Genomic DNA, 14098 nt, shown 5'->3' on the forward strand with positions numbered 1-14098 from the left:
AGGAACCGTCGTACAACAAGGACTCCTGGGAGGCCGCGGTGGCGGATCCGTTGACGTTGTCCGTGCTCGGCGGGGCGGTGCTGACGCAGGGTGTGTCGTTCGTGTACGACCAGGCGGGCGAGCTCCTGCGGCGCCGCCGGGAGCGGCGCGAGGCCGGCGGGGAGCCCGAGGCGGCCGAGCCGGTGGAGGCTGGCGCCGAGGTCCTCGCGGGCCGTCCCGCGCCGCTCGTCGCCGACCCCGCCGCGCTGGACGTCGTGGCGGGGGAGATGGCCCGGCTGCGCCGGGAGCTGTCCGGCTACGCCGACGGCGTCGAGGAGATCACACCGGGCGACCGGGACCTGCTGGTCACCGTGGACGCGCTGCGCGGCCTGCTGGAGGCGGTGTACGGGCAGCGCCTCACCTTCCGCGGGGAGGACCGCGAGCCGTCCGGTCCCGTCGTCGAGGGCAGCGTCGACGTCGGTACGGTCCTCGGCCGGGCGGTGGCCGTGCGCGGCGGCGAGGTGTCGGGGCGCGCGCACGTGCGCGGCGAGGGACGGGCCGAACGGGTCGAGGGCGGCGGCGAGTTCGTCGGCGTCGACATCGACCGGATCGACGGTCGGTGACCTCGCGCATGGACCTCGCCGAGCTGCTGTTCGAGGAGGTCGTCCGGGGCGCGCTGGACCACGGCTTCGTGGAGCGGGCCTGGCTGGCCGACCTCGTGCAGGCCCACCTCGACGACCCGGGCTGCCGGTTCGTCCTGCTCCAGGGCGGGCCGGGCACCGGCAAGACGTCGTTCGCGGCGTGGCTGGCGCGGCGGTACGAGCTGTCGCCGCGCTACTTCGTCCGCCGCGACAGCACCGGGACGCTGGCGGCGGGCGACGCCCGTTCGGTGCTGCTGCGGGTGGGCCACCAGCTCGCCGCGCTCGCCCCCGGCGTCATGGGCCGGGAGGTCACCGCGGAGGTCGAGCAGCGGGTCGGGGAGGTGGCCCCGGACGGCACGGTGATCGGCGTCCGCATCGGGCTGCTCCAGGCGTCGCCGTTCCGCGGCACCGCCCTGCGCGTGGCGCAGAGCGCCGGACGGGTGGACGGCTCGGTCGTCGGCGTGCAGATCGACCGCCTGGTCACCGATCCGCGCCTCCGCGACCTCGGCGACCTCCAGTACCTCGCGCTGCTGGACCCGGCGCTGGAACTCGCGCGCCGCGAGCCCGGCAGCCGCATCGTCCTCCTCCTCGACGCCGTGGACGAGGTCGGCCACCGGCCGGGCGGGGCCGGCGAGGACGTGCTGGACTGGCTCGCCCGGTGCCCGCGGCTGCCCGGCAACGTCCGCGTCGTCATCACCTCCCGCCCCGGCGAGCGGCTGCGCGGGCTGCGTACACGGCAGCGGGAGTGGCTGCGCGAGGAGACCATCACCGACTCGGCCGAACGGGTCGCGGGCGACCTGCGCGCCTACACGTCGGCCGCGCTGGACGACCCCGCAGTCGCGGCCGTCCTCAGCGCGCATCCGGCGGGCCCCGCGCGGCTCGCCAGGCGGATCGTCGAACGCGCCGACGGCAACTTCCTGTACCTCGTGCTGTGGGTCCAGGCCCTGCGCCGGGCCGTCGCGGAGGGCGACGACCGGCGGCTCGCGGCGCTCACCGACTTCACCGCGCTCCCCAGCGGGCTGACCGGCATCTACGAGTGCTTCCTCACCCTCGTCCACGACGCCGTGCGGCTGGCCAACGGGCCGGGCTGGCGGCGCGTGTGGCGCGAGGCGCACCGCCCGCTGCTGGGCGCCCTCGCGGTGGCGCGGGGCCCGCTCACCCTCGCGGGCCTCGCCCGCGCGGCGGGCCTGTCGCCCGACGACCCGCTGCTGCCGGAGGCGCTGGGCGATCTCGCGGAGTTCCTGATCAAGGAAGGGGGAGGGCTGCGGCTGTGCCACGCCAGTCTGGGAGAGTTCCTGACCGAGCCCCCCGCCCCCGACGAGAGACCTCCCTGGTACGTGAACCCCTTTCAGAGCAACCTCGACCTCGCCCGCCGGTACGTCGACGCGTTCGGGACGTCCTGGCAGGACTGCGACGACGGCTACGCCCTGGCGAACACCGCGTCCCACGGCGTGCGCGCCGTCGAGGAGGCCCGGACGGACGCCGAACGCTCCCGCGCCGCCGGACTGGTCGCCTCCCTGCTGTCCGACCCGTCGTACGGCCTGGCCAAGGCGGCGCGGCTCGGCACCGAGGAGATGCTCCTCGACTACGTCGCGGCCCACGCCGCGCTCGACCGCGCCGCGCCCGAGCACCGCGAGGCGCTCGTGCGCGGCCTCGCGTCCGCGGTCGCCGCCCGCGCCGCCGCGACGGACGAGCACCTGCCCGACGTCCTGCACTCCGTCCTCGGCTACCACGGGCGGGCCGGGCGCCTGAACGAGGCCGTGCTCGTCCACCTCACCGACGCCGCGACGGTCGGCGAGTACGTCGCCGACCCCCGCAAGCTGATGCTCACGACGCTCGGCTTCGCGCACGGCAACGCGACCCGGCTGCGCCGCCTCGGCGACGAGGCCGGAGTACGGAAGGCCCGCGACATCCTCGAACGCGCCGTCTCCAGCACCGAGCGGCTCGGCGCGGACCTCGCCGGCGACGCCTCCGTGGACGGCCTGCTCTCCAGCATCTGCTACGACCTGGCGTACGTGCACTACCTGTACGGCGAGACGGCGGCGGCCGACGGGCTGTTCCGGCGCAGCGCCGAGGCGGCGGACCGGGCGGGCAACGCGACCGGCGCGTACATCTCGCGGCTGGTCGCCCTGCGCATGAACCTGTTCGCCGGAACGGTCGGCGCCGCGCGCTTCCGGGCGGACGTCGAGGAGGCGCGGACGTACTTCGCCGAACGGGCCGAAGGGCCGCACGCGCGACGCTGGGCCATGAACGTCCACCAGTACCTGATCGACCTCGCGGTGGAGACCGGCGACGCCGCTCTCGCCGGGGCCGAGCTCGAAGCGCTGGAGGAGGACGAGTGGCTCGCCCGCCTCGGCCGCGACGACCTGCTGCGCATCGCCCGCGCCCGCGTCGCGTTCACCCGCGGTGACCACGAACGGGCCGCCGCGCTCTACGGCGAGCACCTCGCCGGCGAGCTGACCGGCGACCCGTCCGGCAAGGAGGAACTGGCCCGCGACCTCCTCCACTACGGCCGGGCCCTCGCCGCGCTCGGGCGCGCCGCCGAGGCCCGCCGCGCGTGGGCGCAGGGCCTGCGATGCCCCGACCACACGGCGAACGGCCCGTGGAAGCACCGCATCGAACGCGAACTGTCCGCCCCGTGACGCTGAGGCGTCTCCGGGCCCATTCGGCGCAATCCTGCGACCGCTCATCGCGCGGCGGTCACGGAAAGTAAACCCGCCGCGCTCTCGACGCTACGTTCGGTCCCGTCCGACGAGCGCCGCCGGGCCGGACGCGCCTCGCCAGGCGGGTACGGCGCGGAGGGCGCTCGCGGGTAGGGGAGATGGTCTCGACGGTGGGATCGGCGGGTGGCTCTTGTCCGGGCGTTCGGCGTCCGGCACGGCGGGCTCTGGCCTGGAAAGCACGGTGGGACGATGCGGCAGTACGGCAGGCGGCGAGGCGTCCGGCGGCGAGCCCGGCGCTGGGACTGGATGGCTCCCGTACGGCGGTGGTGGCGGCGCAACGGCACCCACCACCGGCAGCGAAGGTGGACCCGGCCCTGACGCCGCCCGCCCTCCTCACCTGAGCGGGACCCGGTTCCGGCCGGGCGGGCGTGTCCCCTGAACGAGGGACGTGCGCGTGCACGGGCGGTTACTTAGCGTTGTCGCCGGGTCGGGCGGTACGGCCCACGGAGGTGAGGACGCGGTGAGAACGCATGGAGATCCCGGCTGGTACTTCGTCATGCTGCCGGACGTCGAGGACGCGGGAACGGTCGCGGCGCGGCTCCCCGGGGCGGGCACGTTGGCGGTCCACCCCTCGGGACGTCCCTGGATCGTCGGGAACGTGCCGTCCGACCAGGTGCTCAGCGGGGTGGGGCGGGCGGCGCGGGTCACGGTGCTGGGCTACTCGTCCGCGACCCCGGCCCTGCTGGACGCCGAGGCCGGGCGACTGTCCTCGGTCGAAGGGCTCGACGAGCTGGGCCGGACGCTCGACGGCGGCTTCCACCTGCTGGGCGCGGTCCGGGGGCGGCTGCGCGCTCAGGGGTCGGCGTCGGGGGCGCGGCGCGTCCACCACGCGCTGATCGACGGCCTGCCGGTCGCCTCCGACCGGTCCGACGTGCTCGCGGGCCTCGGCGGGTTCTCGCTGGACGAGCGCGGCGTGGCGATCACGCTGCTGCGCGGCCTGCCGCCGTCCTTCGCGGAACGGCCGCTGTGGCGGGGCGTCGCGGGCGTCGAGCCCGGGTCCGCGCTGGTCGTCGAGCGCGACGGGCGGCGACGGATCGCGGTCTGGTGGCGCCCGCCGGAGGCGGAGCTGTCGAGGGCGGAGGGCGCGCGGAGACTGCGGCGGGCGCTCGCCGGTTCCGTCGACGCCCGCACGGCCGCCGGCGGGACCGTCCACTGCGACCTCTCCGGCGGGCTGGACTCCACGCCGCTGTGCTACCTGGCCTCGCGGGGACCCGCCGAGGTCATCGCCCACACCGGCTACAACGGGGACCCGTCCGGAGGGGACGACCTGGCCTGGGCGCGCAAGGCGCTGCCCGCGATGCCGGGCGTGCGCCACGAGACGTTCCGCATGGAGGAGCTGCCCGGGTTCTTCGAGGGCGTACGGGACGCCGCGCACCGCATGGACGAGCCGTCCCAGGCGTACCTGGCGGGCCCCCGGATGGCGGTCAGCGCCGCGCGGGCGCGGGAACGCGGGGCCCGCGCGTACCTGACCGGGCTGGGCGGCGACCATCTGCTGCGTTCGCTGCCGGCGGTTTACCACACGCTCTTCCGGCGCCGGCCGCTGCTCGCGCTGCGGCGGATCCGCGCCGTGCAGTGCCTGGAAGGACGGCCCGTACGGGAGATGGCGGGCGAACTGCTGAGCGGACGATCGTACGCCCGGTGGCTGAGCGATCAGGTCCGCGCGATGCGAAGCGGCCGGGAGCCGGGGCCGGAGCTGACGCTGGCGTGGGGCCCCGCGCTCCGTCCGCCGCCGTGGCTGACCGACGACGCGGCCGACCTGCTCGCGGAGCATCTCGGCGAGCTGGCCGCGAAGGCCCGGCCGCTCGGCCCGACCCGCGCCGCCCACGCGCAGCTCGCGACCGTGCTGGACGGCGCGCGGATCTCCCGGGGCGTCCAGCAGCTCGGCGGCTGCCACGGGATCGCGCTGGAGTCGCCGTTCTTCGACGACCGCGTGGTGGAGGCGTGCCTGTCGGTCCGGCCGGCGGAACGGGACGCGCCCACCGAGTACAAGCCCCTGATCAAGGACGCGATGCGGGGCGCGCTGCCGGAGGGGTTCCTGGCGCGCGACGGCAAGGCCGGCGGCGCTCCGCAGGCCGCGCGGGGACTGGACCGCCACTGGGAGGAGCTCATGGAGCTGTGCGAGGAATCGGGCCTGGCCGGGAGCGGCCTGGTCGACATGCGGCGGCTGCGGGAGCACGGCCGCCCCGGCCGGCACCGCAGGCGGGACGCCGCGCTCGACCCGACGATCAACTGCGCGGCGTTCCTGAAGGCCCAGCGCGACGCCCTCGCCGTCCCGGCCGTGGACGGAGGCGCGTGATGGCCGGCGTCCGGCTGCGCGCGGGGGTGGCGCGGACCGGCACCGAGTACGGGACGGTGCTCCTGGACGAACGCCGCGGCAGGTACTTCCGGCTGAGCCCGACCGCGGCGGCCATCGTGCGGGACCTGGAGGAGGGCCGGGGCGTCCCCGGGACCGTACGGGCGGTCGCGGAACGGTACGGGATCACCGAGGAACGGGCCGGCGCCGACGTCCAGGGCCTGCTCGCCCGGCTCCGCGCCCTCGGACTGGTGACCTCGTGAACCCGCGGATCCGGGCCCGGCTCGCCGCCGCCGGCGGCGCCGCGCTGGCCCGCCTGCGCCCGCACACGATCCGCGCCGTCCTGTCGCTGCTGCGCGCGGGCGCCCGTCCGGCCCGGCGGCACGAGGCCGAAGCCCTGTGCGAGGACGTCCTCGCCGTGAGCCTGCGCGCTCACGGGCACGCGGCGTGCCTGCGGCGCTCGCTGGCGGTCGTGCTGCTCGGCCGGATGCGCGGCGTGTGGCCCACCTGGTGCGTGGGCGTGCTGCTCGCTCCGCCGTTCACCGCGCACGCGTGGGTGGAGGCCGAGGACGCCATGGTGGGCGAACGGATCGACGCCCGCTTCTACGGCCGCCTGATCCGCGTCGCGCCGTCCGGGGACCCGGCCTCGCCCCGCACGTGCGGGCGTCCGGCGAAGAGAAGGGGCGCGCACCGACGGCCGTGCCCCTCGGACTCCGGCGGTCGCGCCATGCGACCTCGCCGACCAGACGGGCTCCGGTGATCTCGCGGACGGACGAGATCGACCGGGGCCTCCGGGACCCGCCGCGCACCGGCGTCCCGGCCCTCGCCCGGACCGGCGCCCTCGCCCGGACCGGCCGACCGTTCAGAAAGGAGGTGAACGACGTGGACGCTTTCTCCTACGAGGCTCCCGAGGTCATCGAGCTCGGCGAGTTCGCCGAGCAGACCGGCAACTGGGGGATCCGCAACAACGACGAGATCTTCATGCCCTTCGACGAATGGCACTGACGATCCCGCGCCGGACCAGGCGCGCGTAGTCCAGGGGGTGCCGCCACCCGGCAGGGTGGCGGCACCCCCGCCGGCGTGGGGGCGGTCACCGCGGCGCGGACGCCGCGGAGCTGTAGCCGGTGATCTCGTCGGCTCTGACGAGGCCGTCCTCGATGGCGCGGGCCAGCATGTCGGCCTTGGTGGGGGCGGGGCGTCCGGCCTGCGCGTACTTGACCCGCGCCCGCCTGATGTACATCTCGACCGTGTGCGCCGAGACGCCCATGCGCCGGGCCACCGACGCCTTGGACATGGACTGGAACCACCACAGCAGCGCGGTCCGCTCCCGCTCGGACAGGGCGACGGAGTCGGGCCGCGGGTAACTGGCCAGCACGCCGGCCGCCGTCGGGGTCACGTAGGGCCGGTCCCCGGCGGCGCAGAGGACCGCGGCGACCAGGTGCGCGCGGCCCTCGTTCTTCGCGACGAACTCGCAGGCGCCCGCCTCCAGCGCCGCCAGCACCATCTCCCGCTCGGTGAACTGCGAGAACGTGATCACCCGCTGGGCCCGCGCCGCGAGCCGGGCCAGCTCGTCCAGGACGAGGCGGCCCCCGAGGTTCAGGTCCAGGATCAGCACGTCCAGCCCGTCCGGGACCGCCTCCACCGTCTCCGCCACATGCGCGACGCGGATCCGCGGATCGGCGGCGAGCCAGGTCTGCACGCCCTCGATGACCACCGGATGGTCGTCGACGATCCCTACGGTGACCCCGCGCGCGTCCAGCACGTCTCCACCCACAGCCGGTCCTCCTCCCGGTCGTGCACGACGGACGGCGGCAGCGGCCCGCCCCCGTCCGCGCAGAGTTCGGCGTCGGCGTCGGCGAACACGCTGACCACGACGTCGCCGCCTCCCGCCACCACGGTCACCCGCGCCCACGTGGCCGCCGCGGACAGCACCAGCAGCGGCCCCTCGGCCAGCGCCCGCCGGTCCGCCATCGGGATCGGCGGCAGGTCGCCGTAGCTCGCCAGGGTGACGGCCACCCCGCGGCGTTCGGCGACGTCGGCGCAGGCCCGCAGCTCGTGCAGCAGCGGGTGCGGGGTGTCGTCGGTCTCCGCGAACAGCCGCCGCAGCCGGGCCGCCTCGATCGCGAGGACCCGCCGTACGGCGGCGTCCCGCGGGTCCAGCCGCCGCTCGGCCAGGCCGCCCAGCAGCGGAGCGACCCGGGCGTGCAGGTAGTCGTACCTGCGGCGCCGCTCGGCGTGCACCGCCTCCTCGGCGGCGGCGCGCGCCCGGTCGGCCGCCCGCCGCTCCGCGATCCCGGTGACCTGCCCGGCGGTCTCGCGCAGCCGCCTGCCGAGCCACGCGAACATGAGCTGGATGCCCGCCATCGTGTACGCGACGGTGAACAGCCGGGACAGGGACGCCTGCCCGAGGTCGCCGTCGGCCGCCATCCGCGCCGCCATGATCCCGATGTCGGCGGCCAGGAACACCGCCAGCTCCCGCAGCGGCCGGCCGAGCAGGAGCATGACGCCGGTCCAGCCCACGGTGTTGGACGCCCAGGCGACGTCGCTGATCGTCGTCCCCGGCGGGTAGGCGACGATCGCGAGCGCGCCCGCGAGCTGGGCGCCCACGGCCAGCGCGCGGGCCGTCCGGCGGCCGAGCGCCGAGCGGAACAGCAGCACCGCGCCCACCGCCTGGACCGCCGCGAGCACCAGCCACGCGACGGCCACCGCGGCCTTCGGCTCGTACACCCGCCAGCTCCTGGCCACGATCGCCAGGTCGTAGCCGCAGTGCCAGACGGCCACGATGCCGACCACGGTGACGGCGACGGCCCGCGCGTAGCGCGCCGCGACGAGCCGTTCGCCCTCGTCACCGGCCATCGGGCCACCACAGCCGCACCCTGGTCCCGCCGCCCGGACGGGAGTCGATCTCCGCGCCGCCGCCCGCCGCCGCCATCCGGCCCCGGACGGACTCGTTCAGGCCCCGCCGCTGCGCCGGCACCGCGGCCACGTCGAAGCCCCGCCCCTCGTCGCCGATCTCGACGCGGACGCCCGACTCCGTCCGCCGCGACTCGATCCGCGCCGACGCCGTGCCCGCGTGCCGCGCGATGTTGGTCAGCGCCTCCTGGGCGCTCTGGGCGATCGCGGCCACGGCCCGGCGCGGCAGCTCGCATGGCGGTACGGCGAAGTCCACCCGGAGCTGGGGCAGTCCGGGCCGCAGCGCCTGCACCGCCGCCCGCAGCGCCACGTCCAGCCGGGCCCGCCCGGAGTCCGGACCGCCGGTCGCCAGGCTCTCGATGACCGCGAGATCGGCCGCCGCACGCCGCGCGAGCACCGGGGACGGCCCCGTGATCCCGCCCGCGCCGACCATGGTCAGCGTCGCCAGCACCGTGTCGTGCAGCCGCCGTTGCTGGTCGCGCTCGTCCGCGCGGGTCGCCGACTGCGCCGCGGCCCGCGCCGCGGCCTCGGCCTGCGCGGCCAGCCCCCGGTCCGCCGCCCGCGCCTCGCGGCGCAGCAGCCCGACGAGCGCGGCGGCCAGCAGGCCCTGGAGGACCAGGACCGCCGGCGCCTCCCGCCAGCCGGGCGCCCCGAGGACGTAGGCCGCGACGACGCACCCCGTGGCGACCGTCCCGAACGGCTGGCGCGCCCCGAACTGCACGAGGAAGACAGCGCTGCTCGCCACGATGTCCACCCACCCGGTCCCGGCGCTCGCACCCAGCACCTCGTCCGGCACCAGTTGCCGGTGCAGCAGGCACAGCACGGCGGTCACCGCCACGTCACCGACCACGAACCCCGTACGGGGACCGCGCGTGAGGACCAGCAGCGAGAACGCGCCGCCCCACACCATCAGCCCCGCACCGCACGCCACCGCCAGCCCCGGCCGCTGCGCCAACGTCGCACCGAGCAGGGCCGCGACTCCGCCGGCGAACGAGCTCGACAGGCGAAGCGCGACCATGAAGTGCGCGGTCCGGCGTTCCACCCCGGCCTGCGCCGGGCCGACCTGCCCCGTCCCCTGCACTCCCGGCATCCCACCCACCGCCACGATAAGCAATCGCTCGAACACGGAGAGTGTAAGGCGATGCCGCCTCCACAAGCGGAGGAACGCCGTCCGCCCAAGGGAAGGGGCCCTCCGCCGCGGGCAGGCGCGCGGAGGACCCCAGGATCATGATGCCCCCACAACAGCGAATCGTCGGCGAACCACCCCCGGCGCGCCCGAAAAATCCGCCCTCTACCCCTCGGCCGACATCAGGGCGACCGCGGTCGCGCCACGGTCCCCTCGCGGCGGGTCAGGGCTGGATTGGTGGGGCGCTGGGGTGGCTGGCGGGGGTCAAGTGCCGCGCATTGCGAGGCGTAGGAGTCTGCGGGGGCGCCTGCGGCGGAACTCGGCGCGGTCGTTGACGCGCGGGAACGGCTCGTCCGGCACCGGAACGTCCAGGAACGCGCACAGCGGCGCCCAGCCCTCGCGCACGTCGAAGACCAGCAGCCGCTCGGCGGGGATCGCGGCCCGCACCTCCGCGTTGTGCCGTTCGAAGACCTCGATGGCGTGCGCGCGGTCCAGGCGGCCGTCGAAGAGCGGCTCCGAGATGACCTCGCGGGCCATCTGGGTGAACAGCGCGTAGTCGGGGGAGCGGCGCTGGACCAGCCACTCGATCGCGCGCTCGGCGCGGGACGGCCGCCGGGACGCCAGCTCCCGCTCGAAGATGGTCTCCCGTGCGCTGTCGTACCACCGGTCGGGGTCGCGGACCGTGAGCAGGACCTTCGCGTCGGGATAGCGTTCGGCCAGGTCGCGCCAGTACGCCGCCGCGGGCCAGTCGACGGTCGACCGGTACCCGGCGAAGATCTCGTCCCAGCCGGGACCGTCGCCCCGGGCGACGCCGAGCCAGTGGCGCACCCGGTACGGCTCGTCCATCACCTCGGTCATGTGGTAGCAGGGGCCGAGCCCCAGCCTCTCCAGCGCCGCCTTCAGCGACAGCGTGCCCGTACGGCCGAAGCCCGCACCGATGACCTTCACCTCGCGACCACCTTCCAAGCGCGCGGTGGGGGCCGCCGCGCGCCGTCCGCGTCCGGAAGCAACCCGACGGATATGCCCAGAGTTGACCATGGGTAAGCAAGCGCCAGGTCGGCGCGTGTCCCCAAGGTCAGAATCCCCTGTCAGAGCCCGCCTCCCCTCGGGCACCGCCCCCGCGACGGTGCGGGCCGGGGTGTGTGATTCTTTGGGGATGCGGGGGTGGGTGAGCGCGGGGGTCGTGGGGCTGGCGGTGTTGCTGGCCGTTCCGGCCGGGGTCGGGCTGCTGGTGCATCCGGAGCCTTCCGCCGCTCAGGGGGTCACGCTCTTTCTGATCGGGCTGATGAGCGGGGGCGGCTTCGTCGGGGCCGGGCTCGTCGCGCGGAGGCTGCGGCCCGCCAACCGGACCGGACGGCTCGTGGTCGCCATCGGCCTGCTGCACCTGGCGTCCGGGATCCAGTACGTGGACGGGCGGCTCCCGCTCGCCGTCGGCAACGCGTTCGGCGTGGCCACTCTCGCCGTGCTGGCGCACCTGGTGGTCGTCGTTCCGGAGGGGAAGGCCCGGACGCGTTACGAACGCGGCCTGGTGGTTCTGGGCTACGCGATCCACGCGCTGGTGCTGGTGGTCTGGCTCCGGTTCGGGCGCACCGACGAGGGCGAGTGCGTGTGCCTGCCGGTCGTTCCGGGGGACGGCGGGCGGGCGCCGATGTCGGCGGGCGCGGTCGCGCTCTGGGCGTACGCGCTGGTGCTGGCGTGGACGCTGGTCCGGCGGTGGCTGGCGGGCGTGCCCGCGCCGCGGCGGCACGTGTTCGCCCCGGTGATGTACGGGGGAGTGCCCGCGGTCCTGGTCATGGGGGTGCGGGAGGGGCTGCTGATGGTCCCGGACGGTCCGCACGAGCCGTTGCAGAGCGCCCTCGGAACGGCCGGGCTCCTGCTGCTGCTCCTGTGGCCGGCGGGCCTGCTCGCGGGGTTCGTCCGCGCGGGGCTGGACCAGGCCGCCGTCGGCGGGCTCGCGGCGCGGGTCGGCACGACGCTGCCGCCGCGTTCGCTGGAGGGCGCGCTCGGCGTGGTGCTGCACGACCCGAGCCTGCGGCTGGTGTACGGGGCCGAGGAGTTCGTCGACGGCGACGGGCGGCCGGTCGGGCCGCCGCTGCCCGGCTCGGGGCGGATGGTCACCCGGCTGGAGACCGGCGCCGGGCCCGCCGCCGCCCTCGTGCACGACGCCGCGCTGGCCGCCGAGCCCGAGCTGGTCAGGTCGGCGGCGGCCGTCGCGCGCCTGGCGATCGAGAACGAGCACATGCGCGCCGAGCTGGCGGGGCAGCTCGCGGAGGTGCGGGCGTCGCGGGCGCGGATCGTCGCGGCCGCCGACGCCGAACGCCGCCGCATCGAACGCAACCTGCACGACGGCGCGCAGCAGCGGCTGGTCAACCTCGCGTTCGTCCTCGGCCGCGTCCGCGCCCGCGCCACCGCCGAGACGGCCCCGGACCTGGACGAGGCGGCGGCCGAGCTGCGCGCCGTCATCGAGGAGGTCCGCGAGCTGGCGCGGGGCCTGCACCCGTCCGTGCTCGGGGACGCCGGGCTGGCCGCCGCGCTGGCCTCGCTCGCCGACCGGTCGCCGGTGCCGGTCGCGGTGCGCGGCGCGGTGGACGGCCGGCTGCCCGAGCCGGTCGAGCAGGCCGCCTACTTCGTCGCGGCCGAGGCGGCGGCGAACGCGCTCAAGCACGCGCGGGCGCACCGCATCACGATCGCCGTGGCCGTACGGGACGGCGCGCTGCTGCTGGAGGTCGCCGACGACGGCGACGGCGGCGCCGACCCGTCCGCCGGGACCGGGCTGGTCGGGCTCGCCGACCGCGCCGCCGCGCTCGGCGGGCGGCTGAGCGTGCGCAGCCCGGCGGGTGAGGGCACCCGCGTGGCGGTCGAGCTGCCCGTCACGAACGCAGGTAGCTGAGCACCGCGAGCACGCGCCGGTGGTCGTCGCCGGTGTCGGGGAGCCGCAGCCGCCGGAAGATGTTGCGGACGTGCGTCTCGACCGTCTTCGGGCTGAGCGTGAGCGAACGGCAGATCGACTGGTTGGTGCGGCCCTCCGCCATCAGCGCCAGCACCTGGAGCTCCCGCTCGCTGAGCCGCGCGAGGGGGCCGCCGGCCCGGCCGCGGCCCATCAGCGGGGCGACCAGGGCCGGGTCCACGACCGCGCCGCCCGCGACGATCCGCGTCAGCGCGTCGGCCAGCTCGGACATCTCCGCGATCCGGTCCTTCAGCAGGTAGCCGACGCGGCGCGGGTCGTCGCCGAGGAGCCGTACGGCGTGCTGCGCCTCGATGTGGTGGGACAGCACGAGCACCCCCACGTGCGGATGCCCGGCGCGGATCCGCAGCGCGGCGTCCATCCCTTCGAGCCGGAAGCCGGGCGGCATCCGCACGTCCACGATCGCGACGTCCGGCGGGTCGTCGCGCACCGCGGCCAGCAGCGAGGGCGCGTCGCCCACGGCCGCGGCGACGGTGAACCCGGACTCCTCCAGCAGCCTGGTCAGCCCCTGCCGGAAGAGCGCGCCGTCCTCGGCCAGCATCACGCGCATGCGCCGAAGACTAGGGCCTGCCCGGTGGATCTTGTGCGCCGCGCGGCGATCGGCGATCCACCGGACCCGTCCCGGCGCTCAGGGCAGGCCCTGAACGGGTTCGGGGCCAGCCCTGTAGATCACGGCCGGGTCCGGGCGGGAGCGTGGGCGCATGCACGGGATCGAGAGCCCGGCGGCCGTCCGCGCGGCCGTCCGGCTGGACGAGGTGACCAAGCGGTACGGGCGCGGGCGCGCGGCCGTGGAGGCGCTGCGGGGGGTGTCGGCGGAGCTGCCCGCCGGTTCGTTCACCGCGGTGATGGGCCCGTCCGGGTCGGGCAAGAGCACGTTCCTGCACTGCGCCGCGGGCCTCGACCGGCCCACCTCCGGGCGGGTGCTGCTGGAGGACACCGACCTGTCCGGTCTGCGCGAGAGGAGGCTGACCCGGCTGCGCCGCGACCGGATCGGGTTCGTGTTCCAGTCGTTCAACCTCCTGCCCTCCCTCACCGCGCGGCAGAACATCGTCCTGCCGCAGCGGCTCGCGCGGCGCCGCACCGACCGGGAGTGGGTGCGCGAGGTGGTCGAACGGGTCGGGCTCGCCGGACGCCTCGACCACCGGCCCGGCGAGCTGTCGGGCGGGCAGCAGCAGCGGGTCGCGATCGCGCGGGCGCTGGCGGCCAAGCCCGCGGTCGTGTTCGCGGACGAGCCGACCGGCGCCCTCGACCTGTCCACCGGCCGCGACATCCTCGCCCTGCTGCGCGCCGCCGTGGACGCCTGGCGGCAGACCCTGGTGATGGTCACGCACGACCCGGCCGCCGCCGCGTACGCCGACCGGGTGCTGTTCCTCGCCGACGGGACCATCGTGGACGCGATGGACCGGCCGGGGGCCGCGCGGATCGCCGACCGCATGACCCTGCTGGGGGCGTGACGCG

13 protein-coding genes are annotated in these 14098 nt (G+C 76.2%); 8 read left to right on the forward strand and 5 right to left on the reverse strand.

What is annotated here, in order from left to right; genetic code table 11:
* Positions 1 to 38: 38 nt before the first annotated feature.
* From GEV43_RS31820 to GEV43_RS55320, 6 genes are all read left to right on the forward strand, one after another.
* Positions 39 to 602: a hypothetical protein gene (locus GEV43_RS31820; protein WP_160823833.1), complete on the forward strand. Its 564-nt coding sequence runs from the start codon at positions 39 to 41 to the stop codon at positions 600 to 602.
* Positions 599 to 3262, forward strand: coding sequence for a hypothetical protein (locus GEV43_RS31825; protein WP_160823834.1), 2664 nt, complete (start codon positions 599 to 601; stop codon positions 3260 to 3262). Before GEV43_RS31820 ends, GEV43_RS31825 begins: the two co-directional genes overlap by 4 nt.
* Before the next feature lie 541 nt (positions 3263 to 3803).
* Positions 3804 to 5639: an asparagine synthase-related protein gene (locus tag GEV43_RS31830; RefSeq protein ID WP_160823835.1), complete on the forward strand. Its 1836-nt coding sequence runs from the start codon at positions 3804 to 3806 to the stop codon at positions 5637 to 5639.
* Positions 5639 to 5899 (forward strand): lasso peptide biosynthesis PqqD family chaperone, encoded by a 261-nt coding sequence (locus GEV43_RS31835; protein WP_160823836.1) that lies wholly within the window; start codon positions 5639 to 5641, stop codon positions 5897 to 5899. The genes GEV43_RS31830 and GEV43_RS31835 overlap by 1 nt, the downstream gene beginning before the upstream one ends.
* Positions 5896 to 6396, forward strand: a complete 501-nt coding sequence (locus GEV43_RS55315) for a lasso peptide biosynthesis B2 protein (protein ID WP_160823837.1) — start codon at positions 5896 to 5898, stop codon at positions 6394 to 6396. Before GEV43_RS31835 ends, GEV43_RS55315 begins: the two co-directional genes overlap by 4 nt.
* On the forward strand, positions 6393 to 6641 hold the full coding sequence (locus GEV43_RS55320; RefSeq protein WP_160823838.1) for a lasso RiPP family leader peptide-containing protein: 249 nt from the start codon (positions 6393 to 6395) through the stop codon (positions 6639 to 6641). Before GEV43_RS55315 ends, GEV43_RS55320 begins: the two co-directional genes overlap by 4 nt.
* Before the next feature lie 85 nt (positions 6642 to 6726).
* On the opposite strand, the gene GEV43_RS31850 is transcribed toward GEV43_RS55320, so the two are convergent.
* The 4 genes from GEV43_RS31850 to GEV43_RS31865 all read right to left on the reverse strand — a co-directional run bounded on the left by GEV43_RS31850 (position 6727) and on the right by GEV43_RS31865 (position 10623).
* Positions 6727 to 7410 carry a response regulator transcription factor gene (locus GEV43_RS31850; protein ID WP_309239943.1) on the reverse strand — a complete coding sequence of 228 codons (684 nt, stop codon included), beginning with the start codon at positions 7408 to 7410 and terminating at the stop codon, positions 6727 to 6729.
* Positions 7371 to 8492 (reverse strand): hypothetical protein, encoded by a 1122-nt coding sequence (locus GEV43_RS31855; RefSeq protein WP_160823839.1) that lies wholly within the window; start codon positions 8490 to 8492, stop codon positions 7371 to 7373. The genes GEV43_RS31850 and GEV43_RS31855 overlap by 40 nt, the downstream gene beginning before the upstream one ends.
* On the reverse strand, positions 8482 to 9639 hold the full coding sequence (locus GEV43_RS31860) for a sensor histidine kinase (protein WP_160823840.1): 1158 nt from the start codon (positions 9637 to 9639) through the stop codon (positions 8482 to 8484). Before GEV43_RS31860 ends, GEV43_RS31855 begins: the two co-directional genes overlap by 11 nt.
* 300 nt (positions 9640 to 9939) lie before the next feature.
* The gene (locus GEV43_RS31865; protein WP_309239944.1) at positions 9940 to 10623 is read right to left on the reverse strand and encodes a sulfotransferase; all 684 of its coding nucleotides are present in this window, start codon (positions 10621 to 10623) and stop codon (positions 9940 to 9942) included.
* Positions 10624 to 10831: 208 nt separating this feature from the next.
* On the opposite strand from GEV43_RS31865, the gene GEV43_RS31870 reads away from it, so the two are divergent.
* A complete protein-coding gene (locus GEV43_RS31870; protein WP_160823842.1) occupies positions 10832 to 12565 on the forward strand; it encodes a sensor histidine kinase in 1734 nt (577 codons plus the stop codon).
* Here GEV43_RS31870 and GEV43_RS31875 read toward each other — a convergent pair.
* Positions 12546 to 13190, reverse strand: a complete 645-nt coding sequence (locus tag GEV43_RS31875; RefSeq protein ID WP_160823843.1) for a response regulator transcription factor — start codon at positions 13188 to 13190, stop codon at positions 12546 to 12548. The genes GEV43_RS31870 and GEV43_RS31875 overlap by 20 nt on opposite strands.
* A gap of 151 nt (positions 13191 to 13341) precedes the next feature.
* On the opposite strand from GEV43_RS31875, the gene GEV43_RS31880 reads away from it, so the two are divergent.
* Positions 13342 to 14094, forward strand: coding sequence for an ABC transporter ATP-binding protein (locus tag GEV43_RS31880; RefSeq protein WP_160823844.1), 753 nt, complete (start codon positions 13342 to 13344; stop codon positions 14092 to 14094).
* The last annotated feature ends 4 nt before the right edge of the window (positions 14095 to 14098 follow it).

It is taken from the genome of Actinomadura sp. J1-007 (genome assembly GCF_009793335.1).
Classification (GTDB): Bacteria; Actinomycetota; Actinomycetes; order Streptosporangiales; family Streptosporangiaceae; genus Spirillospora; species Spirillospora yumaensis.